The sequence below is a fragment of the Paracoccus sp. (in: a-proteobacteria) genome, assembly GCF_047973135.1.
Classification (GTDB): domain Bacteria; phylum Pseudomonadota; class Alphaproteobacteria; order Rhodobacterales; family Rhodobacteraceae; genus Paracoccus.
On sequence record NZ_JBKEBL010000132.1, the window covers coordinates 1 to 25,062 of the forward strand.

Annotated in this window: 24 protein-coding genes and 1 tRNA gene; 17 read left to right on the forward strand and 8 right to left on the reverse strand. The window is 64.3% G+C overall.

All coding sequences use genetic code 11. From position 1 onward, the window contains the following. Positions 1–119 precede the first annotated feature (119 nt). From ACK5L9_RS09965 to ACK5L9_RS10010, 10 genes are all read left to right on the forward strand, one after another. Positions 120–204: transfer RNA gene (locus tag ACK5L9_RS09965), tRNA-Leu, on the forward strand. A 185-nt stretch (positions 205–389) separates the two neighbouring features. Further along, on the forward strand, positions 390–1,409 hold the full coding sequence (locus tag ACK5L9_RS09970; RefSeq protein WP_416911306.1) for a formylglycine-generating enzyme family protein: 1,020 nt from the start codon (positions 390–392) through the stop codon (positions 1,407–1,409). Positions 1,410–1,498: 89 nt separating this feature from the next. Then, the gene (locus tag ACK5L9_RS09975; RefSeq protein ID WP_416911307.1) at positions 1,499–2,113 is read left to right on the forward strand and encodes a ribonuclease D; all 615 of its coding nucleotides are present in this window, start codon (positions 1,499–1,501) and stop codon (positions 2,111–2,113) included. Between the two features lie 9 nt (positions 2,114–2,122). After that, positions 2,123–3,067: a KpsF/GutQ family sugar-phosphate isomerase gene (locus ACK5L9_RS09980; RefSeq protein WP_416911308.1), complete on the forward strand. Its 945-nt coding sequence runs from the start codon at positions 2,123–2,125 to the stop codon at positions 3,065–3,067. 3 nt (positions 3,068–3,070) lie between these two features. Then, positions 3,071–3,661, forward strand: coding sequence for a hypothetical protein (locus ACK5L9_RS09985; protein ID WP_416911309.1), 591 nt, complete (start codon positions 3,071–3,073; stop codon positions 3,659–3,661). An 18-nt stretch (positions 3,662–3,679) separates the two neighbouring features. Then, positions 3,680–4,153 (forward strand): lipopolysaccharide transport periplasmic protein LptA, encoded by a 474-nt coding sequence (lptA, locus tag ACK5L9_RS09990; RefSeq protein WP_416911310.1) that lies wholly within the window; start codon positions 3,680–3,682, stop codon positions 4,151–4,153. Further along, positions 4,153–4,902 (forward strand): LPS export ABC transporter ATP-binding protein, encoded by a 750-nt coding sequence (gene lptB, locus ACK5L9_RS09995; RefSeq protein ID WP_416911311.1) that lies wholly within the window; start codon positions 4,153–4,155, stop codon positions 4,900–4,902. Before lptA ends, lptB begins: the two co-directional genes overlap by 1 nt. A gap of 202 nt (positions 4,903–5,104) precedes the next feature. Then, on the forward strand, positions 5,105–5,680 hold the full coding sequence (gene hpf, locus ACK5L9_RS10000; protein ID WP_416911354.1) for a ribosome hibernation-promoting factor, HPF/YfiA family: 576 nt from the start codon (positions 5,105–5,107) through the stop codon (positions 5,678–5,680). A gap of 79 nt (positions 5,681–5,759) precedes the next feature. Beyond that, complete coding sequence (locus tag ACK5L9_RS10005; protein WP_416911312.1) at positions 5,760–6,224, forward strand: PTS sugar transporter subunit IIA; 465 nt, start codon at positions 5,760–5,762, stop codon at positions 6,222–6,224. 63 nt (positions 6,225–6,287) lie between these two features. Next, positions 6,288–6,476, forward strand: a complete 189-nt coding sequence (locus ACK5L9_RS10010; protein WP_416911313.1) for a hypothetical protein — start codon at positions 6,288–6,290, stop codon at positions 6,474–6,476. A 62-nt stretch (positions 6,477–6,538) separates the two neighbouring features. On the opposite strand, the gene ACK5L9_RS10015 is transcribed toward ACK5L9_RS10010, so the two are convergent. Next, a complete protein-coding gene (locus ACK5L9_RS10015; RefSeq protein ID WP_416911314.1) occupies positions 6,539–7,408 on the reverse strand; it encodes a branched-chain amino acid aminotransferase in 870 nt (289 codons plus the stop codon). 159 nt (positions 7,409–7,567) lie between these two features. Between ACK5L9_RS10015 and ACK5L9_RS10020 the strand changes: the two genes are divergently transcribed. From ACK5L9_RS10020 to ACK5L9_RS10040, 5 genes are read left to right on the forward strand one after another with little or no spacing between them, the layout of a single operon-like run. Next, a complete protein-coding gene (locus ACK5L9_RS10020) occupies positions 7,568–8,128 on the forward strand; it encodes a MarR family winged helix-turn-helix transcriptional regulator (RefSeq protein ID WP_416911315.1) in 561 nt (186 codons plus the stop codon). Then, positions 8,094–8,801 (forward strand): response regulator, encoded by a 708-nt coding sequence (locus tag ACK5L9_RS10025; RefSeq protein ID WP_416911316.1) that lies wholly within the window; start codon positions 8,094–8,096, stop codon positions 8,799–8,801. The genes ACK5L9_RS10020 and ACK5L9_RS10025 overlap by 35 nt, the downstream gene beginning before the upstream one ends. Before the next feature lie 38 nt (positions 8,802–8,839). Continuing rightward, positions 8,840–9,655 carry a uracil-DNA glycosylase gene (locus ACK5L9_RS10030; RefSeq protein ID WP_416911355.1) on the forward strand — a complete coding sequence of 272 codons (816 nt, stop codon included), beginning with the start codon at positions 8,840–8,842 and terminating at the stop codon, positions 9,653–9,655. 54 nt (positions 9,656–9,709) lie between these two features. After that, a complete protein-coding gene (locus ACK5L9_RS10035; protein WP_416911317.1) occupies positions 9,710–11,038 on the forward strand; it encodes an efflux RND transporter periplasmic adaptor subunit in 1,329 nt (442 codons plus the stop codon). Beyond that, entirely contained in the window at positions 11,031–14,429 is a 3,399-nt protein-coding gene (locus ACK5L9_RS10040; RefSeq protein ID WP_416911318.1) for an efflux RND transporter permease subunit, read from the forward strand. The genes ACK5L9_RS10035 and ACK5L9_RS10040 overlap by 8 nt, the downstream gene beginning before the upstream one ends. Here the strand turns inward: ACK5L9_RS10040 and ACK5L9_RS10045 are convergent. Further along, positions 14,371–15,156 carry a protein-disulfide reductase DsbD domain-containing protein gene (locus ACK5L9_RS10045; RefSeq protein ID WP_416911319.1) on the reverse strand — a complete coding sequence of 262 codons (786 nt, stop codon included), beginning with the start codon at positions 15,154–15,156 and terminating at the stop codon, positions 14,371–14,373. The genes ACK5L9_RS10040 and ACK5L9_RS10045 overlap by 59 nt on opposite strands. A gap of 102 nt (positions 15,157–15,258) precedes the next feature. Between ACK5L9_RS10045 and ACK5L9_RS10050 the strand changes: the two genes are divergently transcribed. Next, positions 15,259–15,855 carry a YqgE/AlgH family protein gene (locus ACK5L9_RS10050; protein WP_416911320.1) on the forward strand — a complete coding sequence of 199 codons (597 nt, stop codon included), beginning with the start codon at positions 15,259–15,261 and terminating at the stop codon, positions 15,853–15,855. A gap of 98 nt (positions 15,856–15,953) precedes the next feature. On the opposite strand, the gene ACK5L9_RS10055 is transcribed toward ACK5L9_RS10050, so the two are convergent. Next, positions 15,954–17,423: a 2-isopropylmalate synthase gene (locus ACK5L9_RS10055; protein WP_416911321.1), complete on the reverse strand. Its 1,470-nt coding sequence runs from the start codon at positions 17,421–17,423 to the stop codon at positions 15,954–15,956. A 119-nt stretch (positions 17,424–17,542) separates the two neighbouring features. Between ACK5L9_RS10055 and ACK5L9_RS10060 the strand changes: the two genes are divergently transcribed. Then, complete coding sequence (locus ACK5L9_RS10060; RefSeq protein WP_416911322.1) at positions 17,543–19,201, forward strand: NAD+ synthase; 1,659 nt, start codon at positions 17,543–17,545, stop codon at positions 19,199–19,201. A gap of 131 nt (positions 19,202–19,332) precedes the next feature. On the opposite strand, the gene ACK5L9_RS10065 is transcribed toward ACK5L9_RS10060, so the two are convergent. The 5 genes from ACK5L9_RS10065 to ACK5L9_RS10085 are packed head-to-tail and all read right to left on the reverse strand — an operon-like array spanning position 19,333 to position 25,054. Then, a complete protein-coding gene (locus ACK5L9_RS10065; RefSeq protein ID WP_416911323.1) occupies positions 19,333–20,316 on the reverse strand; it encodes an ABC transporter permease in 984 nt (327 codons plus the stop codon). Positions 20,317–20,330: 14 nt separating this feature from the next. Beyond that, positions 20,331–21,827 carry a sugar ABC transporter ATP-binding protein gene (locus ACK5L9_RS10070; RefSeq protein WP_416911324.1) on the reverse strand — a complete coding sequence of 499 codons (1,497 nt, stop codon included), beginning with the start codon at positions 21,825–21,827 and terminating at the stop codon, positions 20,331–20,333. A gap of 33 nt (positions 21,828–21,860) precedes the next feature. Further along, positions 21,861–22,844 carry a substrate-binding domain-containing protein gene (locus ACK5L9_RS10075; RefSeq protein ID WP_416911325.1) on the reverse strand — a complete coding sequence of 328 codons (984 nt, stop codon included), beginning with the start codon at positions 22,842–22,844 and terminating at the stop codon, positions 21,861–21,863. Between the two features lie 42 nt (positions 22,845–22,886). Further along, a complete protein-coding gene (locus ACK5L9_RS10080; protein WP_416911326.1) occupies positions 22,887–23,795 on the reverse strand; it encodes an SMP-30/gluconolactonase/LRE family protein in 909 nt (302 codons plus the stop codon). Positions 23,796–23,803: 8 nt separating this feature from the next. Beyond that, entirely contained in the window at positions 23,804–25,054 is a 1,251-nt protein-coding gene (locus tag ACK5L9_RS10085) for an enolase C-terminal domain-like protein (protein ID WP_416911327.1), read from the reverse strand. Between the last annotated feature and the right edge of the window lie 8 nt (positions 25,055–25,062).

Genomic DNA, 25,062 nt, shown 5'->3' on the forward strand with positions numbered 1-25,062 from the left:
CTTCCGGCACCGCAGACACGAAAATCAGCGCATGCCACAAATTCGGGGCTTTGCTGCTTTTTTGCGCGAATCCCATTGACGCCCCCCAAGACTGCCTTTAGAGACCCCGCTCACCACCTGCCCAGATGGCGGAATTGGTAGACGCGCACGGTTCAGGTCCGTGTGCCGCAAGGCGTGGAGGTTCGAGTCCTCTTCTGGGCACCAAAAGCCCCCGGAAACATCAGGTTTCCGGGGGCTTTTGCTTTTCCGGATGGCGCAGGGCCGCCGGATAAGTGCCGCAAGCCATTTGACATGAACGCCTTGGTAGGCGATTTCCTGTCTCAGGCGCAGAACGAAATGCAATTTGAACGTGTGGCGCAACCGCGTCACGGATTTTTTGGCGGAATGGCATGGCAAAATCGGCGACGGCAAGACGATCCCCCACCCGCGACAGGGCCCGCGACAGGGCCCGCGACAGGGAACGCGACAGGGAACGCGTCATTCGCCACATGGTGCGGGTCGAGGGCGGCACGTTCACCATGGGCTCGGACGATCATTATCCCGAAGAGGCTCCGGCACATAAGGTCACGGTGGACGGCTTCTGGATCGATCCCCGGCCAGTGACGAACAGGCAGTTCAAGCGCTTTGTCCGCGACACGGGCCATGTCACCCTTGCCGAGAAAACGCCCAATCCAAGGGACTATCCCGGCGCGTTGCCACAGATGCTGTATGCGGGTTCGCTGGTGTTCTCGCCCCCGGACCGGGTGGTGGACACGTCCGATTTCACCGTCTGGTGGCAATATATGAAAGCGGCGGACTGGCGGCATCCCTATGGTCCGGGCAGTAATATCCACGGCAAGGACGATCACCCCGTGGTCCATATCGCCTATGCCGACGCGCTGGCCTATGCGGTCTGGGCTGGCAAGGACATCCCGACCGAGGCCGAATGGGAATATGCCGCGCGTGGCGGGCATGAGGGCCGCGAATACGCCTGGGGGGACGAGCTGACCCCCGGCGGCCGGCATATGGCAAATACCTGGCAGGGCATTTTCCCGAACGAGAATCTGGTCGAGGACGGGTATGAACGCACCTCGCCGGTGGGCAGCTATCCGCCGAACGATTACGGGCTTTACGACATGATCGGCAATGTCTGGGAATGGACGGCTGACTGGTATGCCGCGCAGCATCGGGCCGATCCGGGCAAGGCCTGCTGCATTCCCCGCAATCCGCGCGGGGTCGCGATGGATGACAGTTTCGACCCGGAAATGCCGCAGATCCGCATTCCGCGCAAGGTGCTGAAGGGCGGATCGCATCTGTGTGCGCCGAACTATTGCCAGCGTTACCGCCCCGCCGCGCGCCACGCCGAACCGGTGGACACATCGACCAGCCATCTTGGCTTTCGCTGCGTCCTGCGCGGGCAGCACGACTGATCGCGGGCGCGAAAATCGCGTTTTCACTGGATCGTCGCCCCGGATTCTGGTCATTGGGGCCAAATTCCAACGATGGCAGGCAGCAAAACATGAGCATTCACCTTTATCAGAACGATCTTCCCGACGACCTGGACCTTGGCAAGGTCGTCGCCATCGACACCGAGACGATGGGTCTTGACCCGCGCCGCGACCGGCTGTGCCTGGTGCAACTGTCCTCGGGCGATGACGAGGCGCATCTGGTCCAGATCGAAAGGGGCCAGACCGAGGCGCCGAACCTGACGCGGATGCTGACCGATCCCAAGGTGTTGAAGCTGTTCCACTTTGGCCGCTTTGACATCGCCGCGCTGGAAAATGCGTTTGGCGTTGTGACCTCGCCGGTGTGGTGCACCAAGATCGCGTCAAGGCTGGTGCGCACCTTTACCGACCGCCACGGGCTGAAATACCTGCTGAATGAACTGGTCGGCGTGGATGTCAGCAAGCAGCAACAGACAAGCGACTGGGGCGCCGAGGATCTGAGCGATGCGCAACTGGAATATGCCGCCTCGGACGTGCTGCATCTGCACAAGCTGAAAGAGGCGCTTGAGGAAAGGCTGCGGCGCGAGAACCGGCTGGGGCTGGCGCAGGCCTGTTTCGATTTCCTGCCCGCCCGCGCACATCTGGATCTGTTGGGCTGGGGGGATGAAAACGACATTTTCCATCACTAGATTGGCGTCATGACATCACATCTGGAAACGGCTGTCCGCGTGATCCGCACCGAGGCTGGGGCGCTGGACCTGCTGGCCGACAGCCTTGGCCCCGAATTTCAACAGGCCATCGACATGATCCTGGCCGTGAAGGGCCGGGTCATTGTGTCTGGCATGGGCAAATCCGGCCATATCGGGCGCAAGATCGCGGCGACTCTGGCCTCGACCGGGACGCCCGCGCAATTCGTGCATCCGGGCGAGGCAAGCCATGGCGATCTGGGTATGGTCACGCGCAACGATCTGGCGCTGGTTCTGTCCAACAGCGGCGAGACGCCGGAATTGGCCGACCTGATAACCCATACCCGTCGTTTCGAAATTCCGCTGATCGGTGTCGCCTCGCGCCCGGATTCGACCCTGCTGCGGCAAGCGGATCTGGCGTTGGTGCTGCCCCCTGCGCCCGAGGCCTGCGGCCAGGGGATCGTGCCGACCACCTCGACCACGATGACGCTGGCGCTTGGCGATGCAATGGCCGTGGCGCTGATGGAACACCGGCAGTTCACGGCGGAACATTTCCGCACCTTCCACCCCGGCGGCAAGCTGGGCGCGCTGCTGGCCAGGGTGCGCGACCTGATGCATGCCGACATGCCGCTGATCGCCGACGGCGCGCCGATGACCGATGCGCTGCTGGTCATGAGCCAGAAGGGTTTCGGTGTTGTTGCCGCGGTGGACGGCGCGGGCAGGCTGACCGGCATCATCACCGATGGCGACCTGAGACGGCACATGCAGGGCCTGCTGGACCGCTCCGTCTGCGAGGTGATGACCCGCAATCCCGGTGTCATCGCCCCTGACGCGCTGGCCGGGGCGGCGCTGGCCGAGATGCAGGCCCGCAAGATCACCAGCCTTTTCGCGGTCGAGGATGGTCTGCCTGTCGGCATCCTGCATATCCATGACTGCCTGCGCGCGGGGTTGATCTGACCGATGAACCGCACCCGCATCGTCCGCTGGCTTCGCGTGCTGCTGCCTCTGGTGGCGCTGGTGATCCTGTCCACGATGTTTCTTTTCTCGAACCGTCCCGGCGACGGTACGGGTCTGTCCCCCGCGCATGAGGGGGCAGAACAGACCGCGCGCGACCATCGGATCCTGTTGCCGCATTATTCGACCATGACCGGCGACGGGGCCGAAATTTCGCTGCGCGCGGCCGAGGCGATGCCGGGCCGGGATACACAGGATCCGACCGCCAGCGACCTGCTGCTGGACTGGCGCGCGAAAAGCGGGCTTTCGGCGCGGCTTATCGCCCCGGACGGCACATTGGGCGATGACATGATCGAACTGCGCGGCGGGGTGCGCATGACCACCTCGTCGGGCTGGCAGGTCGAGGCGCCAAGCGTCGATGCCGCGATGGACAAGTCATGGATGCTGGCCGATGAAGGGGTCGAGGCCGAGGCGCCCTTCGGCCATCTGACGGCGGACCGCATGCACATGCAACCCGACGAACGCTTTGAAACCGGACCCGACGCGCCATCGGTTTTGAATTTCACAGGTAACGTCCATTTGATATACCAGCCCTGATTGACCCGAGGAAAATCCATGCTGCGTCAGATCCTGATCGTCTTGCTGCTGTTCTCTGCGCCGGCCATGGCGCAGAATGTGTCATTTGGCATGAAGGCGGATACCTCGCTGCCGATCGACACCGAATCCGACAGCCTGTCCGTGAACCAGAGTGATGGCACGGCGCTGTTCACCGGCAATGTCGTGATCGGACAGGGCGAGATGCGGCTGAAGGCGGATACGGTGACGGTCGAATATGTGCAGGGCACGCAGAACCGCATCGAATCGTTGCATGCGAAAGGCAATGTCACCCTGGTCAGCGGCCCCGACGCCGCCGAGGCGCGCGAGGCCGATTATCAGGTTGGCACCGGCTTTGTGACGCTGATCGGCGATGTGGTGATGACCCATGGCGACAATGTCCTGACCGGCGAAACGGTGCATGTCGATCTGAACACCGGAACCGCGCGTGCCGAAGGCCGCGTGCGGTCTATCCTGCAACCGGATAACCAGTGATGCGGCAAACGCCCGAAATACCTGCCAGGGGGCTGGTTGTGGTCGGCTTGCGAAAATCCTATCGCAAGCGCCCGGTGATCCATGACGTTTCCGTCAACCTGCAAAGGGGCGAGGTCGTCGCGCTGCTGGGGCCGAACGGATCGGGCAAGACGACGTGTTTTTACTGCATCGCAGGGATGATCCGCCCCGATGGCGGGCAGGTGATTCTGGACGGGACCGAGGCCACGCATCTGCCGATGTTCCGCCGTGCACGGATGGGCATCGGTTATCTGCCGCAGGAAATGTCGATCTTTCGCGGCCTGACGGTCGAACAGAACATCATGGCCGTGCTGGAGGTGGCGCTGGATGATCCGCGCCACCGCCGCGACCGGCTTGAGGAATTGCTGGGCGATTTCTCGATCACCCATCTGCGCGCCGCCCCCGCGCTGGCCCTGTCGGGCGGCGAACGTCGCCGGGTCGAGATCGCGCGCTGCCTTGCGTCGAATCCACGGTTCCTGCTGCTGGACGAACCCTTTGCGGGGGTTGATCCGATCGCCGTGGGCGAGATCAGGACGCTGGTTCACGAACTGAAATCGCATGGCATCGGCGTGCTGATCACCGATCACAATGTCCGCGAGACGCTTGGTATCGTGGACCGGGCCTATATCCTGCATGATGGCCATGTCCTGAAATCGGGCACCACGCAGGAAATCGTCGCCGATCCCAAGGTCCGCGAGGTCTATCTGGGTGACAGCTTCCGCCTGCACTGAGGCGGCTTTCCGGGCGGGTGCCGTGCGAAGATCGGCGGCTGATCCGCAGAAGGCCCGCGATAGCCAGACGACCCGTTGACAGCCGCTCAAGACTGGAACCAAATGAGGCCATGAGCGGCGCGAACGACCGCTCTGTTCCCGCCCCACCCAGACGGCTGACCGGCTGACTGGCTTGGGTCCGGGCAAAGGGAAAGGACACTACATGCGCTTTACTATCAGCGGAAAACACATTGACGTAGGTGACGCACTGTCGCTTCATGTCAAGGATGAGTTGAGTGAAACGGTCGGCAAGTATTCGCAGCGTCCCACTGATGCCGCAGTCACCTTTTCCCGCGATGCGCACCAGTTTATCTGCGATGCCGTCGCGCATCTGTCCACCGGTCTGACCGTGCAGGCCCGTGGCTCGGCAAACGAAATCTATGCGGCATTCGAAGCCTGCCGCGAGCGCATGGACAAGCAGTTGCGCCGTTACAAGCGTCGGCTGAAGGACCATCACAAGGACCGGACCGAACCGGTTGAATACGGGCAGGCGGGCCTGTATGTGCTGACCGCCGACGAGGATGAATGGGAAACGCACGATACCGGTCTGCAACCCATGATCGTCGCCGAAATGGAAACCCGCGTCCCGACCCTGTCGGTGGGTGACGCCGTGATGCAGATGGAACTGGCCGGGGCGCCGCTTTTGGTATTCCGCAACGAAAAACATGGCGGCGTCAACGTCGTCCACCGCCGCGATGACGGCAATGTCGGGTGGATCGACCCGCGCGGTAACGGCTGACGCCTCGCGTGACGCACAGCAGAACTGAACCGCCCCGGTTGCTTGTCCGGGGTGGACAGCGCAGGAAAGACACGACCCGATGCAACTAAGCGAAATTCTTCAGCCGGGGGCGGTACGTTCTTTGGGGCAGGTAACGTCCAAGAAACGGCTGTTTCAGGAACTGGCCGATCTTGCGGCAAGCGAATACGACCTGAACTCGTCCGAGGTTCTGGATGCCCTGCAAGAACGCGAAAGCCTTGGCCCCACGGGCGTCGGGCAGGGGGTGGCACTGCCACATGCCCGGCTGCACGGGCTTGACAAGGTTGCGGGGCTGTTTCTGCGCCTTGAGAAGCCGCTGGATTTCGATGCGGTGGACCGCCAGCCCGTCGATCTGATTTTTGCCCTTCTGGCCCCGAAGAACAGCGGCGTCGATCACCTCAAGGCGCTGGCGCTGGTGTCGCGGACGTTGCGCGACACCGACCTGAGGGGCAAGCTGCGCGCCAATGACAACCCGACCGCGCTGCATGCGGTGTTATCCGCCGCCCAGGGTTTCAAGGTGGCCTGAAGGTTTGGAATTGGACCGATTCGGCCCTATATTGACCGTCCAAGGGTCTAAGGAGGGCCGAAGATGACCAAACACGTCAGCGACCAACCCCGTAGCCACAGCGAAGCGCGGCTTCGCGAATTTACCCGTCAGGAACGCGAGTCGGGTGTGCATCCCGCCATTGACACCTTGCGCAGCCGTCCCAAGGACCGCAGCGCCGATGGCCGCAAAACCGCCGAATTTGCCCGGATCGAGCGCGGCAAGACCGTCTGACGGCATTTTCTGGCCCGGCGGCGCGATGCGCCTTGACGCCGGGCCGGGTTTGCCGCCGGGAATTATGCGCGGACCAGTTTCTCGTAATCCTCGGCGACCTTGCGGGTCATCGTCCCGACTTGGAAATGCCAGTCGCCAATCTGCCCGACCGGTGTTACCTCGGCGGCGGTGCCGGTCAGCCAGCATTCCTGAAAACCGTCCAGCTCTTCGGGTTTTATGCGGCGCTCATGCACGGTGATACCGTTGTCCTTCAGCATCTGGATGATGGTCTGCCGGGTGATGCCGTTCAGGAAACGGTCGGCCAGCGGGGTGTGCACCTCGCCATCCTTGACGAAAAAGATGTTCGCGCCGGTTGCTTCGGCCACATACCCCTCCCAGTCCATGAACAGCGCGTCGGAACAGCCCTTGGCCTCGGCGGCGTGCTTGGACATGGTGCAGATCATGTAAAGCCCGGCGGCCTTGGCGGCTGTGGGGATGGTTTCGGGGCTGGGACGCTTCCATTTCGCGATGTCCAGCTTGGCCCCCTGCCATTTCGCATCGCCGTAATAGCTGCCCCATTCCCAGGCGCAGACGGCCAGATGTACCGGATTGCGCGCCGCCGAAACCCCCATGTCCAGCCCCGACCCACGCCATGCGACGGCGCGGACATAGGCGTCCTTGAAGCCGTTGGCGGCCAACACCTGATCCTTGGCGGCGTCGATCTGTTCGGCGGTATAGGGGATGGCCATGTCCAGCAGCCGCCCCGATTCGATCAGCCGCAGCGAATGTTCGTGGCCCTTGAAGATCTTGCCGCTGTAACACCGCTCGCCCTCGAAAACCGAGCTCGCATAATGCAGCGCGTGGCTTAGGATATGCACCTTCGCGTCGCGCCAGTCGATCAGTTCCCCGTCCATCCAGATCTTGCCATCGCGATCATCATATGCCGCCGTCATTTTCCGTTCTCCATCCACCGGGTGCATTTCATTTGTTACGCAAATAAGGCCGGATCGGGCCTGTTTCTTGCGCAAGACGCTTGACGGCTAGCAATGCCGCGTTAGAAAGTCAACAAGGCTGTCCTATCAGGGCGGAAATTCCGAAAGAAGGATCAGGCGATGCAACAAAAGGCCAGAACGCCGGGCATGGTGGGCGAGGATTTGCTGTTCCTGACCGACGATCAGTTACGGCGCGGCATCGAGGCGATGTTCTTTGCCTATCGCGCCTTCACCGCCGATCCTGATCTGATTCTGGGCGACATGGATTATGGCCGCGCCCATCACCGCGCCCTGCATTTCATCAACCGCGACCCCGGCCTGACCGTCACCTCTCTGCTGGATGTTCTGGGCGTGACCAAGCAGTCGCTGAACCGCGTCCTGCGCACCCTGATCGAGGACGAACTGGTCGAAAGTCGCGTGGGCCGCCGCGACCGCCGCGAACGCCAGCTTTACCTGACCGACAAGGGCACCCTGCTGGAACGCCGCCTGTCCGAGGCACAGCGGGCCCGGATGCGCGCCGCCTATCGCAACGCCGGCCCGCAGGCAGTGGCGGGTTTCCGGCAGGTGCTGGAGGCGATGATGGACCCCGACATGCGGGCGCAGTATCAATCGATGAAGGAACTGCCGCAGGAAGGCAAAGACCCCGATGAATCGCCAAGACGCCCATATCCTGATCGTTGACGATGACGAACGCATCCGCAGCCTGCTGGGCCGTTTCCTGCGCAGGAACGACTATCTTGTCAGTTGCGCCCAGGACGCGGCTCAGGCGCGCAGGCTGTTGGCCGGGCTGGAATTTGACCTGATCGTGATGGATGTGATGATGCCGGGCGAGGACGGGTTTTCGCTGACCCGCTATCTGCGCGGGCGGATCGACACGCCGATCCTGTTGCTGACCGCGCGGGGCGAGACCGAGGATCGCATCAACGGTCTGGAAAGCGGCGCCGACGATTACCTGCCCAAACCGTTCGAGCCGCGCGAATTGCTGCTGCGCATCGCCGCGATCCTGCGCCGCGTGCCGGCCATCGATTCGATCCAGCCGAAATTCCTGACGCTCGGCGCGCTGCGCTATGACACCGACAAGGGTGAATTGTGGCAGGGCGATGCGCCCCTGCGCCTGACGGGCACGGAACAGGCATTGCTGCGGCGTCTTGCCGCCACGCCGGGCGAGGCGGTCAGCCGGACCGATCTGATCGAGGATCTGGGACGGGGCGGCAATGGCGAGGAATCCGAAAATTCAGAGCGCGCCATCGACGTGCAGATCACCCGCCTGCGCCGCAAGATCGAACCGGACCCGAAAGAGCCGCGATTTCTGCAAACCGTGCGCGGGGCGGGCTATATGCTTGTCACGGACTAGGCTTGCAGGCGCGGCTCGGCGGTCATAGCGTGGCGGCTATGGACGAAAACCCGACATATCTGGGAACCGAAATCGACGCGGCGACCGCGCTGGCCCTGCTGGAATGGCAGGCCGAGATGGGCGCGGACGAGCCGATCTGCGAAACCGGCATCGACCGGTTCGAACTGGCGGCGCGCCCTGCCGCCCTGCCGGTGCAGCCCGAAACGCCCCGCCCGGCCCCTGCCGCCGACGCGGATGGTACCGCCTCCGACGTGGCCAAGGCCGAGTCGCTGGCGGCTTCGGCAGGCGATCTGGCGGCGCTTGCGGCGGCTCAGGAAGGGTTCGACGGGATCGAACTGAAGAAAGGCGCGCGAAATTTCTGCTTTGCGGATGGCAATCCCAGGGCGCGGCTGTTGATCTTGGGCGAGGCGCCCGGCGACGAAGAGGATCGCCGCGGCCGTCCCTTTGTGGGCCGCGCGGGGCAGTTACTGGACCGCATGTTCGGTGCCATCGGCTTGTCGCGCGAGGCGGTGGATGCCGAAAAGGCGCTGTACATCATCAACGTGCTGACATGGCGCCCGCCCGGAAACCGCGACCCCAGCCCAGATGAAATTCTTGTGAGCATGCCTTTCCTGCGTCGCCATATCGAACTGGCCGCGCCCGATCTGATCGTGCTGATGGGCAATATTCCCTGTCAGGCGGCACTGGGCCGACGGGGCATCCTGCGCCTGCGCGGCCAATGGACACAGGCATTTGGCCGCCCCGCCCTGCCGATGACGCACCCGGCCTATCTGCTGCGCAACCCCGCCGCCAAGCGTGAGGCGTGGGCGGATTTGCTGTCGCTGGCCGAGCGGCTGGAATCTCTTTCCGTTTAGGTTTCGTTTCCGCATCATGGGATAACCGGAACGTCCCTGGCTGGACTATGACCCATGCGCTTTCTGTTTCGCAGCCTCAGCGGGCTGTTCATCACCGCCCTGACTATCGGCCTGCTGTTTCTGGCGGGCTTTCAGGTTTGGCAGGCGACCGTCCTGCGCGGGCAGGATGACGGCCCGTCGCGCCGTGCGGGCGAACAGGTGTACACCGCGCGGCTGATCACCCTGCAGGCGCAGCGCGCCGATCCGGTGATGGAGGTGTATGCGTTGATCCAGTCGCGCCGGCGGCTGGAACTGCGCGCGGGTGCGGCGGGACAGATCGTGATGCTGGACCCCGCCATGCATGAGGGAGGCGAGGTCAGGGCCGGGCAGATTCTGGCGCGGATCGACCCGGCGGCGGCGCAGGCGGCGCTGGACAGTCAGATCGCCGCGCGGGACGATGCGCAGGCAACGCTGGCCGATGCGCGGCGCAAGGTCAGGGTGGCGACCGACGATCTGGTCTCGGCAGAACGTCAGGCCCAGTTGCGTCACGCCGCAGTTGACCGACAGAACGAACTGGCCGCGCGGGGCCTTGGCACCAGCGCGGATCGCGAGGCGGCGGAACTGGCGGCCTCATCGGCGGATCAGGTGGTGCTGGCAGGGAAATCCGCGCTGGCCAGCGCTGAAGCCAGCGTCACCGCCGCCGAAAACGCGCTGCACCGCGCCGAAATTCTGCTGACCGAGGCGCGGCGCGAACTGGCCGACACGGAAATCCGCGCCCGCTTTGACGGTAAGGTCACAGGGGTCACGGCGGTCGAGGGCGGGCTGGTCAGCATGAACGAGAAACTGGCCGAAATCATTGATCCCGACGCGCTAGAGGTTCAGATTCCGCTGTCGCTGCAACAATTCACACGTCTGGCCGCAGGCGGGCCATCGGTGGCGGGCACGCCGATGACGGTGGTTCTGGATGGCAGTTCAGGTCAGTTGACGGCAAAGGCCAGGCTTGATCGCACCTCGGCCTCGGTGGCCGAAGGGGCGGCGGCGCGGATCGTCTATGCCCGGATCACCGAAAGTGAAGTGGCGCTGCGGCCCGGTGATTTCGTGACGGTCCGCATTCAGGAACCCGCGCTGACGGATGTGGCGCAGGTTCCGGCGGCGGCGGTCGGGGCGGACAGTGCGGTTCTGGTCGCCGATGTCGAAGGGCGGCTGACGGCGGCGCGGGTCGAGGTGCTGCGCCATCAGGGTGACGATGTGATCATCCGCGTTCCGGCCGAACTGAACGGCACCCGGATCGTGGCTGAACGCGCCCCGCAACTGGGCACCGGTATCCGCGTGCGCGATGCGGATGCGCCTGCCCCCGCCGCCGATCAGCGGGCGCAGAACCGGCGGGGGCGTGGCAATGGCTGACGGGGGCGGCACAAGGCGCGGGGGTATTCTGGCGCTGTTCGTCAATCACCCGACACTGGCCAATCTGGTCATGGCGGCGATGGTGGTCGCGGGCCTTTACGCCGCGCCGCAACTGCGCGCGCAGTTCTTTCCCGATACCGTGGTCAATGAAATCGACGTGACGGTGCGCTGGGACGGGGCCGGCCCCGACGATGTGGACCGTTCCGTCGTGGGCGTCCTGGAACCGGCGCTGATGGGGGTCGAGGGGGTGGCCATGACCTCGTCCCGCGCGACCGAGGGCGCGGCCCGGATCGAGATTGAATTTGAACCTGGCTGGGACATGTCGCGTGCGACCTCCGATGTGGAAACCGCCATCACGGCGGCGGGCGACCTGCCCGACAGCGCCGAAGACCCCGAGGTGACGCGCAGCGCCTGGCGTGATCGGGTGGCGGATGTTGTCATTTCCGGCCCGGCGGGGCTGGATCAGCTTGGCCGCATCGCCGACGATCTTGTGAACCGGCTGTATGGGCAGGGCATCACCCGGATCAACACGATCGGCCTCAGCGCGCCGGAAACGCTGATCGAGGTGGACATGCTGGAACTGGTCCGCCACGACGTGACGCTGGAACAGATCGCGGCGGTTGCGGCGGCGGCGGCCTCGGCCAATCCGGCGGGGGACGTCTCGGCGGGCGCGACCCGCGTGCGCACCGGCAGCGAAATCCGCGATCCGTCGCAGGTTGCGGAACTGCCCGTCAAGGCGCTGGCCGATGGCACCAAGCTGACCATCGGCGATGTGGCCCGCGTCACCAGTACCGGCCTGGACCAGAACGTTGCCTTTTACGTCGGCGACAACCCCGCCGTCATGGTCGGCGTCCAGCGCAGCGCGGCTGGCGATGCCATCGGCATGCAGCGCGGGGTCGAAGATATCGTCGCCCGCATGGAACCCGGCCTTCCCGACGGGGTGGAAATGACGCTGGTGCGCGCCCGCGCCGAGGTCATCGCCGCCCGGCTGGAGCTGTTGCTGGACAATGCCGCCATGGGTCTTGGGCTGGTGCTGGCGTTGCTGTTCCTGTTCCTGAACGCACGCACCGCCATCTGGGTCGCAGCGGGGATTCCGGTGTCGCTGCTGACCGCAGTTGCGTTGATGCATGCCACCGGCATGACGCTGAACATGATTTCGCTGTTCGCGCTGATCCTGACATTGGGGATCATCGTCGATGACGCCATCGTGGTGGGTGAACACGCCGATTACCGCGCCCGCAAACTGGGCGAACCCGCCGCCATCGCCGCCGAACGGGCGGCGAGGCGTATGGCGGGGCCAGTCGTGTCCTCGACCCTGACGACGATCATCGCCTTTGCCGGGCTGACCTTTATCGGAGGCCGGTTCGGCGACATGGTCATCGATATTCCGCTGACGGTCATTCTGGTTCTGGTGGCCTCGCTGATCGAGTGTTTTCTGGTCCTGCCCAGCCATATGGCCCATGCGCTGACGGTGACGGCGCGGCGGAACTGGTATGACCGGCCCTCCAAACTGGTCAATCGCGGGCTGGACTGGCTGACCGACCGGCTGGTCCGGCCTCTGATACGCGCTGTGCTGGCGCTGCGCTATCCGGTGCTGGCGGCAACCATTGCCGCGCTTGGATGGGGCGCGGCGACGCTGATGACGGGGCAGGTGCCGTGGCGGTTCTTCGATTCGCCCGAACGCGGCAGTGTGGCAGGCAATTTCGCCATGCTGCCCGGCGCCACGCGCGAAGATACGATGCGCGTCATGTGGCAGATGCAGGCGGCGGTGGATCGCGTGGCCGGCGAATATCAGGCCGAATACGGCCTGAACCCCGTCACGCATGCCATGGCGCAGGTCGGCGGCAATTCCGGGCGCCCCCTGCCCGGAGCGGACACCAAGGATCCCGACCTGCTGGGGGCGATCCAGATCGAGTTGATCGACCCGGATTTCCGCCCCTATTCCAGCTTCGACTTTGTCGCCGCGTTGCAACAAGCGATGCCCACGGATCCGCGTCTGGAAACCGTCAGCTTTCGCGGCTTCCGCTCGGGGCCGGGTGGCGATGCGATCTCGGTCCGGCTGACGGGGGCGGATGCGCAGCGGTTGAAGGATGCCGCCGAGGCGCTGAAGCTGCGGCTGTCGGATTTCCCCGAGGTTTCGGCGCTGGAAGACAGCATGCCCTATGACAAGCAGGAACTGGCGCTGGACCTGACAGCGCAGGGTCACGCGCTGGGGTTCACGACCGAGGGGTTGGGGCGCGAATTGCGGCAGAGGCTGGGCGGGATCGAGGCGGCGACCTATCCGGTGGGCACGCGAACCGGTGCGATCCGGGTGGAACTGCCCGAACACCAGCGCAGCGGCGATTTTCTGGACCGGATGCTGATGCGGACCGGATCGGGCAACTGGGTACCGCTGGCCGATATTGTCACCGTCCGCAGCGCCGTCGGCTTTTCCACCGTCCGGCGCGAAAATGGCGAAAGGATGATCTCGGTCACGGGGGACATATCCGACGACGATCCGGCCCGTGCCGCCGAAATCACCGCCGAATTGCAGACGCGGATCGTGCCGCAGATCGCCGCCGAATACGGTGTGAATTACGAAGTGACGGGCCTGGCCGAACAGGAAAGGGAATTTCTGGGCGATGCGGCGGCGGGGTTCGGGCTGGCGCTGACCGGGATCTATATGGTGCTGGCCTGGATTTTCGCCAGTTGGAGCAGGCCTTTCGTCGTCATGTCGGTCATTCCCTTCGGCCTGATCGGCGCGGTCTGGGGGCATTATCTGTGGGGCCTGCCCATGTCGATGTTCTCGATCGTGGGACTGATCGGCATGTCGGGCATCATCATCAATGATTCCATCGTGCTGATTTCGACCATCGACGATTACGCGAAAGAGAGGGGGTTGCGCCCTGCCGTGGTCGATGCGGTCTGCAACCGGCTGCGTCCGGTGATGCTGACCACGGCGACGACTGTGCTGGGGCTTGCGCCGCTGCTGTATGAACGGTCCTCGCAGGCGCTGTTCCTGAAGCCGACCGTGGTGACGCTGGTCTATGGTCTGGGGTTCGGGATGATCGTGGTGCTGCTGGTGGTACCCGCCGTCATGGGGATCGGGGCCGATATCGCGCAGGCGCGGGCCGGGTTCCGGCGCGGTCTGCGCGCGCCCGGTTTGCGCGGCCCCCTGCGGATCGGCGCGGGGCTGGCGGCGCTGGCCTTTGCGGTGACGCTGCTGCCTGCGACGGTGCTGCCGGTGCTGGGGATCGAGGTGCCGGGCTGGTGGCCGGTGGCCGGATCGGCTGGCGCGGCACTTGGCTGGTATGTGCTGGGGCTGGCGGGCGCGGTCGCGGTGGCGGCGCTGGTCAGCCTTGCAGGTCGCAGCCCAGCATCTCGACCGCGCCATCCGGGCCGATCAGCGTAAAGCGGACCTGCGACACGTCCAGATCGAAGGGCGCACCCGTTGGTGCGACGAAATCGGCGGTGGCGCGGGTCGCGCCGTCCTCGGGCAGCAACAGGGGGATCGAGACCCAGATGTCGGGGCGGTCCACCACCTCCATCGCGGCAACCTCGATCCGCGCGCGCGGCAGAAGAACCTCAAGCTGCATGCCGTCCGCGATGTCGCGCAGGGCACAGGTTCCGCTGTCCGCGACCAGCGCCGGCACGTCCCGCAGCGCGGCCTTGATCGAGGCCGAGGGGGCAGGGGCGGGGGCAGGGGCCTGCAAAGCCACATGCACCGGCACGCAGATCCGTTCGCAGATACCCAGATCGACCTCGGCGGCCAGAACCAGCGGCTTGCCGGGATCCGCAGGTGTCGCGGTGAAGGGCAGCACCAGCAGGTCGTGATAGCCAAGGGTGATATCCCCGCCCGACCGGATCGCCTGAGGCGCGGGCCAGTGAAATGTGACCCCGGCCAGGTTTTCAGACGCCCCCCAGTCAAAATCAGGCGGCAGCCCGGTATCGCCGGGACTGCGCCAATAGGTTTTCCACCCCGGCTGAAGTCGTAATTCCAGCGCCGAAACACGGTTTCCCTGCGAATCGGTCCAGCCGGGCAAAAGCCGCGCCGAGACAAGGCCGGGGGGCAGATCCTCGGACAGGGCGGGCAAAGCGGTAAGGGTCAGGGCAAGGGCCAGGCATGCGGGGGGTTTCATTCTTCGGGATTTAGCGCCTGACGCGCTCGCACAGAAATCACAAACGCGCGGGGGCTTGCAAGATGCACGACAAGAGCCAATCTTGTACATATAGGAGACCCGATGACCAGCAACCCCATCACATTTGAACATGTTCCGCAAAACCTGACCGGCAAGGTTCTTATCGCCATGCCGGGCATGCGGGATCCGCGTTTTGCGCGCTCGGTCGTGCTGATCTGCGCGCATTCGGACGATGGCGCGATGGGGCTGGTGCTGAACCAGCCCATGCCCGAGGTCGGCTTTGCCGATCTGCTGGATCAACTGGGGATCGAGGCGGATGACCGCTCGCGCAAGATCGAGGTGCGGTTCGGCGGCCCGGTCGAGCCGGGACGCGGCTTCGTGCTGCACAATGTCCCTGAGCATGGTGACGATCCCGAGGGGAGGCTGCGCATCAGTCAGGCCGTCGCCATGACCACCACGCGCGACATTCTTGAGGATCTGGCCCATGGGCAGGGACCGGAATCAGCAGTGCTGGTACTGGGATATGCCGGTTGGGGCCCCGGCCAGCTTGAGGCCGAGATGCTGGCAAATGGCTGGCTGACCGGAGATGGTGCCGACGATCTGATCTTTGGCGCGGATAATGACGGCAAATGGCAGGCGGCGCTGAAGGCTCAGGGAATCGACCCGTCGGTTCTGTCGGCGGCAGCAGGCCGCGCCTGATTGCGTCCCGCGATGGCCGGGGGAGCTGCGCCCCCCGGACCCCCTGCTTTTGGGCGCGGATAGCTGTGGCGCTGTTGCGTGCGGGGCGGTGGCGGTGGTTACTGGGGGGCTGACGGGGCTTCGTCGGGCAGGACGGGTTGTTCGGTCTCGACGGGTGCCGGGCTGGCCGCTGCCTTGTCGTCGATCAGCCGGTTATTCTGCCATTCGCCCGAAGCAACCTTGCCGGACTTGTAACGCATCACCCCCTGGCCCTGCCGCCTGCCCGCGACGAAATGGCCTTCGTATCGGTCGCCGCTGACATAGGTGGCGGCACCGTCACCGTCGATCTCTCCTTCTTTCCAGCCGCCTTCATAGACAAAGCCGTCAGGTGTGGTCAGCTTGCCCTTGCCATCGCGGCGGCCATTGGCGAAGCCGCCGGTATAAACCGTGCCGTCGGGATAGGTGGCCTGCCCCTCGCCGTGGCGCTGGCCGTCCTTCCATGCGCCGGTATAGACATAACCGTCGGGATAGGACATGCGGCCCTGCCCGTCATTGCGGGCGTTGCGAAAGCCGCCTTCGTAGATCATGCCATTGGCATAGCTGGCCTTGCCTTCACCCTCGATCACGCCATCCTTCCATGCGCCCTCGTAGGTGGCGCCGTCGGAATAGGTGATCTTGCCGGTACCCTGGGGGCGGTCGTTGTGCATTTGCCCGGCATAGACCGAGCCGTCGGGATAGGTGATCTGGCCCTCGCCTTCCATCCGGCCGTCCGCCCAGTCTCCGGTATAGACGAAACCGTCTGTGCCGGTGAAGGTGCCCTTGCCATGCCTGCGGTCGGATTTGAACTGGCCGTCATAGACATCGCCGCTGGCATAGGTGGCCACGCCCTGCCCGTCGCGCTTGCCATTCACCATCTGGCCTTCGTAGCGGTCGCCTGATGCCTGCACCAGAACGCCCGTACCCGACATTTGCCCGGCGGCCCAGATGCCGTCATAGACCAGACCGTCGGCCATGGTCAGCTTGCCCTTGCCCGCGCGCTGGCCTGCCAGCATGCTGCCTTCGTAGACGGCACCGTCGGAATAGGTGATCCGGCCCTGACCTTCCTTGATGCCGGCCTTCCAGTCGCCCTCGTATTTATAGCCGTTGGGCTGTGTCAGCACGCCCTTGCCCTGATGCAGCCCCTTGACGAATTGTCCGGTATAGACGCTGCCATTGGCATAGCGGGCCTCGCCCTCGCCGGTCATGTCACCGGCGACCCAGTCACCGTCATATGTGCCGCCATCGGGATAGGTGATGATGCCCTTGCCATCGGGCTTGCTTTTCGAGAAATGCCCGGAATAGACCGAGCCGTTGGGGAAGGTCGCCTTTCCCTGGCCCGAGATTTCTCCGTCCACCCAGTCGCCGGTATAGCTGTAGCCGTCGGGCAAGGTATATGTGCCCTGACCATGCTGGCGGCCATTGCGAAAGGTTCCCTCGTACACGCCGCCATCGTCATAATTCTTGGCGATGACCTGCGCGTCCGCAGCCCCTGCCGCCGCCATCAGCGTCAGAGCAACTGCCGTATTCGTGAACCGTCCTGCCGGTTTCATCTCCTGAGCCCCATGCTTTTTTTCTGGTCTACCCCATGCGCGCGGCACGCGCAAAGGCCGACTTTCCCTTTCCCCGCGCTTCGCCTATCACGGGGGCGACAAAACCGGGGGGCCCCGCCATGACTGACCGCTTTCGCCTGACCATCGGACAGTTGAACGCCACCGTGGGCGATCTGGCGGGAAATGCCGCCAAAGCGCGCGAGGCGTGGGATACGGCGAAACAGGCGGGCGCGGACATGCTGGCCCTGCCCGAAATGTTCGTTACCGGCTATCAGACGCAGGATCTGGTGCTGAAACCGGCTTTTACCGAACAGGCCATGGCGGCGGTGATGGCGGTGGGTGCGGCCTGTGCTGACGGACCGGCCATTGGTATCGGCGGGCCGTGGCGCGACGGGGGCAAGCTGTTCAACGCCTATTACGTCTTCAGCGGCGGAAAGCTGGTCGCCCGCGTGTTGAAGCACCATCTGCCCTATAAGCAGTTGTTCGACGAATTGCGCCTGTTCGACAGCGGCCCGATCAGCGGCCCCTATGCCATCGGCGCGGCGCGCATCGGATCGCCCATATGCGAGGATAGCTGGTATCCCGACGTGGCCGAAACGCTGGCCGAGACCGGGGCCGAAATCCTGATCGTGCCGAATGGCAGCCCCTATCACCGCGAAAAGCTGGACCTGCGCATGGGCCATATGGTCGGCCGGGTGATCGAGACGGGCCTGCCGCTGGTCTATGTGAACCTTGTCGGGGGGCAGGACGATCAGCTTTATGACGGGGCCAGCTTTGTGCTGAACCCCGGCGGCAGGAAGGTGGTGCAACTGCCGCCCTTCGCCGAGGCTATCGTGCATGTCGATTTCACCCGCACGCATGGGGGCTGGCATGCCGAGCCGGGCGAAATGGCCCCCCAGCCCGATGCCTGGGAACAGGATTACCACGCGATGATGCTGGGCCTGCGCGAATATCTGCGCAAATCCGGCTTTCGCAAGGTCGTTCTGGGCATGTCGGGGGGGATCGATTCGGCGCTGGTGGCGACCATTGCTGCGGACGCGATCGGCCCGGACAATGTGCGCTGCGTCATGCTGCCTTCGGAATATACGTCGCAGGCCAGCCTTGACGATGCCGCCGATTGTGCCGGGCGGCTGGGGGCGCAGCTTGACACCGTCAAGATAGACGGCGCGCGCGACGCGGTCTCGGGGGCGCTGGCGCATCTGATGGCGGGCACCCAGCCCGACATCACCGAAGAAAACATCCAGTCCCGCCTGCGCGGGGTCATGCTGATGGCGATCAGCAACAAGTTCGGCGAGATGTTGCTGACCACCGGCAACAAATCCGAAGTCGCGGTCGGCTATGCGACGATCTATGGCGACATGGCGGGCGGCTATAACCCGATCAAGGATCTGTACAAGACCCGCGTGTTCGAAACCTGCCGCTGGCGCAACGCCAATCATCGCGACTGGATGATGGGACCGGCGGGCGAGGTCATTCCGCCCCGGATCATCTCAAAGCCGCCATCCGCCGAGCTGCGCCCCGACCAGAAGGACGAGGATTCGCTGCCCCCCTATGACGTGCTGGACGCGATCCTTGAGGGGCTGGTCGAAAAGGATCTGGCGCTGAAGGATCTGGTTGCGCAGGGCTTTAACGCGGAAACCGTGCGCAAGGTCGAAAAGCTGCTGTATATCAGCGAATGGAAACGCTATCAGGCCGCGCCCGGCCCGCGCATTTCCACCAAGGCTTTCTGGCTGGATCGCCGCTATCCGCTGATCAACCGCTGGCGCGACGAACTGTAGCCCCGCTGGCCATCCGCGCGTCAGCCGCGCGCATTGTCAGGCGTTGGCCGAAATCGCCCGCCGCCCCCGTGTGTGGCCATGCTGCCGCAACCGCCCCGATATATCGGGCGCAGCAACCGTTTCGGCGGGGCCTATATCCGCATGCGCCGGATGCTGGCGATGTTGATCATCACGGCGGCCAGAATGACAAAGCCCCGGACGATGCCCTGCGCGAAGGGATCGACGCCCAGCAGCACCAGCCCGTTAACCAGAGCGGCAATGAAAATGATCCCCAAAAGCGTGCCAAGCATGGTTCCGCGGCCACCAAACAGGCTGGTGCCGCCGACCACGACGGCGGCGATGATGTCAAATTCCAGCCCCTGAGCGGCCCCGCTGTTGCCCGAACCCAGGCGACTGGCCATCAGGATGCCGGTCAGCGCGGCCAGAAAGCCGGTGATGCCGAAGGTGACGATGCGAATGCGGGCGACGGGAATGCCCGACAGCCGCGCGGCCTCGGCATTGCCGCCCACGGCATAGACGCTGCGGCCAAAGACCGTCCGGACAGCGACAAAGCTGAATACTCCGAACAGCACCAGCATGACGATGGCCGGGACAGGCAGGCCAAGAAACCAGCCGGCACCAAGCCGCTGAAAGCCGAAATCCATGATGACGATAGGCACCGCCGAAGAAATCACCTGCGCCGCCCCCCGCAGGGCCAGCCACAGGGCCAGCGTCACGATAAAGCTGGGCACATCGAAACGCGCGCGCAGAAAACCGGTCGTCATGCCGATCAGCGTGCCAAGGCCAAGGACCAGCACCGCCGCCAGATAGACATTCAGCCCGTGTTGTGCCAGCCAGGCCAGCATGACCCCGGCAAAGGCCACATGCGGCCCGACCGAGATGTCGATCTCGCCGCTGATCAGCACCAGCGTCATTCCCCAGGCGATGATCCCGACGAATGCGGCATCGCGCAGGATGTTCAACTGGTTGCCCATTGTCAGGAAATTCGGCGCAAATCCGGCCAGAACCACGTAAAGCAGCAGGATGGCTGCCATAAGCCCTGCCTCGTTGGCCCGATGCGCCAAAAGCGCCGCAAGTCCCGTTCTGGTCTCGCCATCCGTCTGTGTCGCGGTCATCCTTGCGCGTCCTTTCAATCGCCCATCGTCAGGTCGAGAAGCCGTTCCGTGGTAATGTCATGTCCCGAAAGCCCGGCGGAAATGGTGCCGCCACGCAGCACCACGACCCGGTCGCAGACCTCGGGTATCTCTTCGACCTCGCCCGAGACAAAGACCACGGCCATGCCCCTGTCGGCGAGGTCGCGCATCAGCCGATAAATCTGTGCCTTGGCGCCGACATCGACTCCGCGCGTCGGTTCATCCAGAAGCAGGATGCGCGGCTCGGCGTTCAGCGCCTTGCCGATCACCACCTTCTGCTGGTTGCCGCCACTAAGATTCGACAGCGCCTCGGACGGCCTTGCCAGTTTGATCCCAAGCGCGTTGATCGAGTCCGCCACGCGGCGGCGCATGGCGGGGCGGTCGATGACGCCTCGGCGCGAGACATTCGGCCAGCTTGCCATGACAAGATTTTCATCGACCCCCAGCATCACGACCGCACCAAGGTTGCGGCGGTCCTCGGGCGTCATCACCACGCCTTGCGCCATGGCGTCGCGCAGACCGGCGGGCCGGAAGTCCCGCCCGTCAAGCGTGATCGCGCGGGCCTCGAACGGCCGCAGCCCGGCAAGCGCCTGAAGGATCTCGGTCCGGCCGGAACCCAGCACTCCGGCGATGCCCAGAACCTCGCCCGCGCGGATGTCGAAACTTGCGTCCCGGACCCTTGGCGCGACAGAAAGCCCGTCAACGGTCATCAGCGACGGGCGGCGTTCCGTCGCGGGGGAATGCGCGCGCCCGTCCGTGGCGGATTCCGGCTGTTCGCCAAGCATCATCGCCACGATATCGGCATTGCTCAGCCCCTTGACCGGGCTGGTCGCGATGACCGCGCCATCGCGCATCACCGTGACCGAGCCGGCAACGCGCCGGATCTCGTCCATCCGGTGCGAGATATAGATGATGCCGGTGCCGCCGCTGGCCAGCTTGCGGATCACCTCGATCAGTGCCTCGACCTCGCGCGTGACCAGCGAACTGGTGGGTTCGTCCAGAATCAGGATGCGTGCGCCCTGCCGCAAGGCGCGGGCGATCTCGACAAGCTGACGCTCGGCGACCGACAGGGTTCCGGCCAACCGACGCGGATTGATTTTCAGGCCAAGATGGGCCAGCGCCTGCCCGGCCTCGCGCGTCATTGCCGTCCAGTCGATCCCGCCGCGCGCGCGGGGCCATTGGCCCAGAAAGATATTCTCGGCGACCGACAGTTCGGGGATGACGCTCAGTTCCTGATGCACGGTCGCGATACCCGCCCGGATGCCATCGGCGGGCGAGGACATCCGGGTTTCGGTGCCGCCGATACGGATGCTGCCCGTGTCGGGGATCGTGACGCCCGCAAGAACCTTGATCAGCGTCGATTTTCCCGCGCCATTCTTGCCCAGAATGGCGCGTACCTCGCCGGGTTGCAGCGCGAAATGCGCGTCGCGCAGCGCCACCACGCCGGGATAGGTCTTGGTGACGCCCCGGATTTCGATCAGCGGCGTATGCATGGGGTTTTCATGTTCCGGATGATGCGGCGCATCTTATGGAATGCCGTCTGAATGCGCTGTAAGCCACTCTTTGACCTTGTCGGGATCGGACGAGGGGAACAACTCGGTCGGCACGATGGTCAGATAGGTGTCGATCTTTTCGCGCTTGACCGCCTTCAGCGCCATGGCAACCGAAACCCTGCCCATTTCCTGCGGCTGCTGGCCATTGGTGGCGATCAGCGTTTCGGGCATGTTCAGCAGGTATTGGGCAAGCTGCGCGCTGATGTCATTGCCGAATACGACGACCTTGCCGGTGCGCCCTGCCGCCCCGATTCCCTGCACGGCACCGATGGTCCCGTTGTCGGTGGTCGCGAACATGGCGTTGATTTCGGGGTCGCCGGTCAGCATGGTCGTCGCGGTTTCGGTGGATTTGCCCGGCTCGAACCCCGCCTGATCGGCAGCCCAGACAACGCCCGGCAGCTTTTCCTCGACCGCTTTCTTGAAACCCTCTTTCCGCTGGACGCATGCCTCGTAGACGTCGCAGTTCAGGATACCGAAACGTGGGGCGTCGATGCCCTTTTCGACAAAGTATTCCGCCGCCAGCACGCCGACATCATAGCCAAGCTTGACCTGATCGGTCGTGACCAGAGCCTGAACGTATTTCTGCGCGTCCTCGTCATTGATGCATGTGTTATAGCAAATCACCGGAATGCCCGCGTCAAAGGCTTGCCGGACCACCGGCACCGAAGCCACGGCCGAAACCGGCGACATGATGATTGCCTGTACCTGCGATGAAATCAGGGTCGAGGCGAATTGCGCCTCGCGCGAGGCGTCGCCCTGACTGTTCTGGCCAAGAAGGCGGATATTCTGATCTCCGGCACCCGTTTCGATGCCTTTCTTGATACCGCCGTAAAACCCCTGAGCATCCAGATACAACGCGCCGATGGTCACGTCCTGTGCGGCGGCAGGCCCGGCGACGGCCAGCGCCAGCCCGGTCAGGGCGGCGAAAAGGGATGGTCTGGGTGGGTGACAGGTCATTTCTTCTCCTCCAAATCTGGTTTCCGGCTGTTTTGGCGCGGATCATTCCGGCAGTCGAAAGCGATGGTCGGGCAGCCCGCCGATGCCGGCCTCGGCGATGAATACCGCCCCTTCCAGCGGGTTGGCGGCAAGCTGGGCCGGGCTCAGCGTGAAGGTCGCGGACGTGACGACCAGCAGATCGCGCGACGGGCCGGCGAAGGTGCAGCTTGTGATGTTCGTCGCGGGCATCTCGATCACGCGATCCACCCTGCCGTCCGGGGTGATGCGGATGACGCAACCGCCGCCGAAACGGGCGTTCCACAGGCAGCCATCCTGATCAATGGCCGAGCCGTCGGGGGCGCCGCGCCCGTATCCCTCGATCAGCACCCGGCGGTTCGAAAGGGTGCCGGTCTCGTCGTCGTAATCATGGGCGAAGATGACGTCGCGGATCGAATCGCCGAAATAGAATGTCTTGCGGTCAGGCGACCATGCCATCGTGTTCGAGATGCCAAACTCATGCGGGCTGTGGCGCGACACCGTGCCCGAACCATCTATGCGGAACAGCGCGCCGGAATTTCGGTCCATGTCGCGGCCCGTCCCGTCCGGGTTCAGATTGGTCTGCATCGACCCTGCCCAAAACCGCCCGCAGGGATCGCAGCGCCCCTCGTTCAGGCGGTTTCCGGGCATGCCGTCTGGCTGCACAAAGGGCGTGAAGGCCCCGGTCGCGAAATCGAAAAATGACACCCCGCCCGCCAGTGCCAGAACCGCGTCATGGCCGCCGCCCTCGCACAGGGCGATGGCGGTCGGAAAATCGTCGCAATCCCAGTGCCACGCCTCGTCCGTTGCCAGCCGGTAACGGAAGATGCGCTTGCCGATGATATCTACCCAGTACAGATCGCCGCCGTCACCGTCCCAGATCGGGCTTTCGGCCACCTGCGCGATGGCCGCGCCCGGAAGGGGGCAAAATTGCATGGCGCGGGTCATTTCCGGTCGCTCCAGCTATAGGAAGTGGCCGGATCGGCCCACCGGCTGTTTGGCACCAGTGCGAACCAGTCGGGCCGGGCGGGATCACGGTCATAGGGATAACCGCCAAACTCTCTGTAATACTCGGCATATTGCGCCAGCTTGTCGCGATCCAGTTCCACCCCGAGGCCCGGTCCCGTGGGCACGGTGATCGCCCCGTTGCGATAGGGCATCAGGCCGCCCCGGATCACATCGTCGCGCAGGTGGTGGTAATGGGCATCCGCGGTAAAGACCAGATTGGGCAAAACCGCGCCCAGATGCAGCATGGTCGCAAGCTGGATCCCCAACTCGCCCGAGGAATGCACCGCGACGCCAAGCTGGAACGTGTCGCAGACCGCTGCGGCGCGGATGCAGGGACGGATACCGCCCCAAAAAGTCGTGTCCAGCAGGATGACATCCACTGCCGGGTCGCGCACATTCGAGGCAAGCTGTTCGAAATTCACCACTACGGTATTCGTCGCGGTGGGGATGCGCACCGATTCGCGCACCCGGCGCATGCCGTTCAGGCCCCAGGTGGGATCCTCGTAGTAATCGTTGCGCAGATCCTCGATGGCATGGCCAAAGCGGATCGCCTCTTCGACGGAATGGGCTGCGTTGGGATCATAGCGCACGCTGTCGCCGGGAAAGGCCTGGGCAAGGGCGCGGAACACCTCTAGCTCGTAGTCGGGGGCAAAGATACCGCCCTTCAGCTTATGGGCGGTAAAGCCGCATTCCGCCTTGAGCCGCGCGGCCTCGGCGATCAACTGGTCCGCCGTTCGGATCTCGCCGCCGCGTTCGTGGTGATCGTGACGGAAGAACAGGTAAGAGGCGAAACCCACCTCGTCGCGCAGCTTGCCGCCCAGCAGGTCGCAAACCGGCAAATCCAGCGTCTTGCCCATGATGTCGAGACAGGCAAATTCGATGGCCGCATGCAACTGGGTGCGGTTGTTGTACAACGAGGCCGTCGGGTTGCAGATCTTGAAGCGCAGCGCCTCAAGGTCAAAGGGATCGTGCCCGACAAGATAGGCTTTCAGCCCCCGGAACGCGGCTTCGGCGGATTCGCCGCCGCCGCCCATCTCGCCCAGGCCGATGACGCCGGTATCGGTCTCGATCTCGACGATGGTGCGGACGAATTTCCCCCAATGCGCGCCGTTCGAGGTCCGGATCGGAGCATCAAGTGGAACCGCAACCGTGGTGGCACGGATATCGGTGATACGGGGTCGTTTCATGCTGTGCT

Excerpts from the sequence above, each read along its gene's own strand:
- ACK5L9_RS09970 (WP_416911306.1), top strand. The coding sequence starts at position 390 with ATGGCAAAATCGGCGACGGCAAGACGATCCCCCACCCGCGACAGGGCC.
- ACK5L9_RS09975 (WP_416911307.1), top strand. The coding sequence starts at position 1,499 with ATGAGCATTCACCTTTATCAGAACGATCTTCCCGACGACCTGGACCTT.
- ACK5L9_RS09980 (WP_416911308.1), top strand. The coding sequence starts at position 2,123 with ATGACATCACATCTGGAAACGGCTGTCCGCGTGATCCGCACCGAGGCT.
- ACK5L9_RS09985 (WP_416911309.1), top strand. The coding sequence starts at position 3,071 with ATGAACCGCACCCGCATCGTCCGCTGGCTTCGCGTGCTGCTGCCTCTG.
- lptA (WP_416911310.1), top strand. The coding sequence starts at position 3,680 with ATGCTGCGTCAGATCCTGATCGTCTTGCTGCTGTTCTCTGCGCCGGCC.
- lptB (WP_416911311.1), top strand. The coding sequence starts at position 4,153 with ATGCGGCAAACGCCCGAAATACCTGCCAGGGGGCTGGTTGTGGTCGGC.
- hpf (WP_416911354.1), top strand. The coding sequence starts at position 5,105 with ATGCGCTTTACTATCAGCGGAAAACACATTGACGTAGGTGACGCACTG.
- ACK5L9_RS10005 (WP_416911312.1), top strand. The coding sequence starts at position 5,760 with ATGCAACTAAGCGAAATTCTTCAGCCGGGGGCGGTACGTTCTTTGGGG.
- ACK5L9_RS10010 (WP_416911313.1), top strand. The coding sequence starts at position 6,288 with ATGACCAAACACGTCAGCGACCAACCCCGTAGCCACAGCGAAGCGCGG.
- ACK5L9_RS10015 (WP_416911314.1), bottom strand. The coding sequence starts at position 7,408 with ATGACGGCGGCATATGATGATCGCGATGGCAAGATCTGGATGGACGGG.
- ACK5L9_RS10020 (WP_416911315.1), top strand. The coding sequence starts at position 7,568 with ATGCAACAAAAGGCCAGAACGCCGGGCATGGTGGGCGAGGATTTGCTG.
- ACK5L9_RS10025 (WP_416911316.1), top strand. The coding sequence starts at position 8,094 with ATGAATCGCCAAGACGCCCATATCCTGATCGTTGACGATGACGAACGC.
- ACK5L9_RS10030 (WP_416911355.1), top strand. The coding sequence starts at position 8,840 with ATGGACGAAAACCCGACATATCTGGGAACCGAAATCGACGCGGCGACC.
- ACK5L9_RS10035 (WP_416911317.1), top strand. The coding sequence starts at position 9,710 with ATGCGCTTTCTGTTTCGCAGCCTCAGCGGGCTGTTCATCACCGCCCTG.
- ACK5L9_RS10040 (WP_416911318.1), top strand. The coding sequence starts at position 11,031 with ATGGCTGACGGGGGCGGCACAAGGCGCGGGGGTATTCTGGCGCTGTTC.
- ACK5L9_RS10045 (WP_416911319.1), bottom strand. The coding sequence starts at position 15,156 with ATGAAACCCCCCGCATGCCTGGCCCTTGCCCTGACCCTTACCGCTTTG.
- ACK5L9_RS10050 (WP_416911320.1), top strand. The coding sequence starts at position 15,259 with ATGACCAGCAACCCCATCACATTTGAACATGTTCCGCAAAACCTGACC.
- ACK5L9_RS10055 (WP_416911321.1), bottom strand. The coding sequence starts at position 17,423 with ATGAAACCGGCAGGACGGTTCACGAATACGGCAGTTGCTCTGACGCTG.
- ACK5L9_RS10060 (WP_416911322.1), top strand. The coding sequence starts at position 17,543 with ATGACTGACCGCTTTCGCCTGACCATCGGACAGTTGAACGCCACCGTG.
- ACK5L9_RS10065 (WP_416911323.1), bottom strand. The coding sequence starts at position 20,316 with ATGACCGCGACACAGACGGATGGCGAGACCAGAACGGGACTTGCGGCG.
- ACK5L9_RS10070 (WP_416911324.1), bottom strand. The coding sequence starts at position 21,827 with ATGCATACGCCGCTGATCGAAATCCGGGGCGTCACCAAGACCTATCCC.
- ACK5L9_RS10075 (WP_416911325.1), bottom strand. The coding sequence starts at position 22,844 with ATGACCTGTCACCCACCCAGACCATCCCTTTTCGCCGCCCTGACCGGG.
- ACK5L9_RS10080 (WP_416911326.1), bottom strand. The coding sequence starts at position 23,795 with ATGCAATTTTGCCCCCTTCCGGGCGCGGCCATCGCGCAGGTGGCCGAA.
- ACK5L9_RS10085 (WP_416911327.1), bottom strand. The coding sequence starts at position 25,054 with ATGAAACGACCCCGTATCACCGATATCCGTGCCACCACGGTTGCGGTT.